At 43.4% G+C, this 3189-nt stretch carries 4 protein-coding genes; all 4 read right to left on the reverse strand.

Annotated elements, in window-relative coordinates; translation table 11 throughout:
• Nucleotides 1-281: molybdopterin-binding protein (locus tag A3G19_RS03105; protein WP_294870501.1), on the reverse strand; the 281-nt coding region annotated here is incomplete at its 3' end.
• A 48-nt stretch (nt 282-329) separates the two neighbouring features.
• Nucleotides 330-977: an adenylate kinase gene (gene adk / locus A3G19_RS03110; protein ID WP_294870503.1), complete on the reverse strand. Its 648-nt coding sequence runs from the start codon at nt 975-977 to the stop codon at nt 330-332.
• A gap of 15 nt (nt 978-992) precedes the next feature.
• Nucleotides 993-1565, reverse strand: a complete 573-nt coding sequence (locus tag A3G19_RS03115; RefSeq protein ID WP_294870505.1) for an adenylate kinase — start codon at nt 1563-1565, stop codon at nt 993-995.
• A 3-nt stretch (nt 1566-1568) separates the two neighbouring features.
• A partial coding sequence (aspS, locus tag A3G19_RS03120) for an aspartate--tRNA ligase (protein WP_294870507.1) occupies nt 1569-3189 on the reverse strand: 1621 nt, incomplete at its 5' end.

A 3189-nucleotide genomic window follows, 5' to 3' on the forward strand; every position in this document is an offset into this window, starting at 1 on the left:
AATTCACCGTCACTGAAGACGTTGGAGGCAATCTGACGCGTTAAATCATCGGGAGTTGAACCGATACCACCGAAACTGAACATCACAGCATCAGGATCATTTTTAATCACGGAAAAGGTATTATAGATAAGCGTAGGGTCATCTTTAATAATACAAGATGAGAACAGTGTAAATCCGCGTCGGAGCAGTGCATCACGCAAGTACAAAAAATGTTTATCTTCACGACGACCGTTAAGAATTTCAGAACCGATTATTACAGCATAAAAATGGGGAGTTTTCATAAGAAGATTATAACATGAGATTCCCCGCAAGAGGGGAAAGGGAAAAAATTATTTTAATTGTGACAATATTTCTTTTTCAACAGCATCGATTTTTTGCGTTCCGTCGATGGTGATGTATTTTACCGATGTATCAGAAGCAGCAACCCCTTGGTAATAGTTAACAAGAGGGCTGGTTTGTTCATGATAAACACGGAGACGATCGAGAACGACTTCCGCTTTATCATCAGCACGTTGAACTAAATCTTCTCCAGTCTCATCGTCTTTTCCTTCTACCTTCGGCGGATTGAAAACAACATGGTAGGTACGACCTGATGCGAGGTGGGCACGACGTCCTGACATACGCTCAACAATAACGCCATCAGCAACATCGATCTCGATCACGGCATCGATAGCAACACCCGCTTCTTTGAGTGCATCGGCTTGAGGAACAGTACGTGGAAAACCATCAAGAAGAAAACCGTTTTTGCAATCATCTTCTAGAATACGCTCTTTAACCAAACCGATAATGATCTCATCGGTAACAAGTTTCCCCGAATCCATAAACGATTTCGCCAATGTTCCAAGCTCAGTCCCCGCTTTAATCGCGGCACGGAGCATATCACCTGTGGATATTTGCGGAATATCGAATGCTTTGGTCAAAAACTGAGCTTGTGTCCCTTTTCCTGCACCCGGTGCACCTAATAAAATTATCTTCATATTAATTCCTATTAATTAGATTTTTGATTCAAAAAAGAGTTCCATCTCATCGACAATGGCGTCAATAGAACGTTCGCCGTCAATTTTTTTGAGAAGGTTTTTTGATTCATAAAAGCTTTGGATATCCGCTAAGGGATCAGTATACACTTTCATACGGTTGTTAAACACTTTTTCATTGTCATCTGCACCGCGAGCACGTCCTAAAACACGATCGCGCGCTACCTCTTCACTGACAACGACTTCGATAACGCTGACAAGCTCGATAGAGCTATCATTTTGCAAAAATTTGTCCAATTCATCCATTTGTTCAAAAGAACGAGGATATCCGTCGAATAAGATCACGTCAGACGGAGCTGCTTTTATAGCACTCGTAATAGTCTCAATCGCGATCTCGATGGGAACAATAAGCCCTTTAGCGATAAAACTATCAATCTGTTTTCCACGTTCAGAGCCACTGGCTACTTCGGCACGGAGCAAATCTCCGGTAGAGTAGTGAACGATATCATCACTGTTACGTTCGGCTATGATCTGTGCATCGGTCGTTTTCCCTGAACCCGGCGCACCGATGATCAAAAAAAGTTTTTTCATCAATTACTTAGCACTTTCACGTAAACGTATATGCAGTTCACGTAATTGCGTCAATTCGACAGGACTTGGTGCTTGGGTCATGATACATGATGCCCTTTGGGTTTTCGGGAACGCGATAACATCACGGATGCTATCTTTTTTAGAGAGTAACATCATGAAACGATCAAAACCAATGGCGAAACCGCCGTGTGGCGGTGCTCCGAATTTGAGTGCATCAAGTAAGAAGCCGAATTTTTCTTGAGCTTCCTCTTCTCCGATACCCAGAAGTGAGAAAATTTGCTCTTGCAATGCTTGTTTGTGGATACGGATTGATCCGCCACCCAGTTCGGTTCCGTTAAGAACGATGTCATAGGCAATTGATTCGATGTCTTCGAGATGCTCGTGATTCAAATCACGCGGCATGGTGAACGGATGGTGAAGTGCTTTGACACGCCCCTCTTCGATTTCGAACATCGGGAAATCAACAACCCATACAAATTCAAAACGATCTTTGTCGATAAGGTTCATTTTTTCATGTTCAGCAATGAAAATACGGAAACGACCCATGTAATCCCATACGGTTTTTTTATCACCCGCACCGAAGAATACGACGTCGCCCACTTCCATACCGGTACGATCAACAAGGAGTTGCAAATCTTCAGGGCTGAAGAACTTCTCCAACGGTCCTTTGAGACCATCCTCTTTCATTTGGAAATAACCGAGCCCTTTTGCACCGAATTTACGTACATAGTCTTCGAAACTTTTCATTTCCCGTTTCGAGAATGCCAAATCAGCACCCGGAACGCGAAGCGCTTTGATGCGGTTCATTTTTGGATTTGCGGCGATACCTGTGAAAATCTCGTTGTCGCAACGTGCAAAAATATCAATCACATCAACCATTTTAAGATCGTAGCGAAGGTCCGGTTTATCGGAGCCATACCATTCCATCGCATCAGAGTACTTGATACGATTAAACGGCGTCACCACTGTATGACCGGCACTCGCGAACATACCGGTAATCAGCTCTTCGGCAACACGAATAACATCTTCTTGGTTGCAGAAGCTCATTTCTACGTCGATTTGGGTAAATTCCGGTTGACGATCTGCACGTAAATCTTCATCACGAAAACATTTTGCAATTTGAAAATAGCGATCAAATCCACCCACCATCAAAAGCTGTTTAAAAAGTTGAGGAGATTGGGGGAGGGCGTAGAACTCACCTTCATGGACACGACTTGGTACAAGATAGTCACGTGCACCCTCAGGGGTTGATTTGGTGAGAATAGGGGTCTCTACTTCCAAAAAGCCTAAGCTGTCTAGTACATTACGGGCTGCAATAGCTGCTTTAGAACGGAGTTTAAATGTGTTATACATTAATGGATTACGTAAATCAAGATAACGGTATTTGAGACGTGTCTCTTCGCCGACATTATTGTCTCCGATAACAAACGGAACCGGCTCAGAGCGGTTTTCAATAACGAGCTCATCCACAACCACTTCAATTGCTCCCGTTTTTAAACGCGGATTTGTCAAACCTTCACCACGTAAACGGATACGCCCATGAGCGATAAGGACGAATTCATCACGAACTTCGCTCGCCAATTTATGCGCATGAGCATTGTCAGCCGGATCACATACAAGTTGA

The organism is Sulfuricurvum sp. RIFCSPLOWO2_12_FULL_43_24, assembly GCF_001829605.1.
Classification (GTDB): domain Bacteria; phylum Campylobacterota; class Campylobacteria; order Campylobacterales; family Sulfurimonadaceae; genus Sulfuricurvum.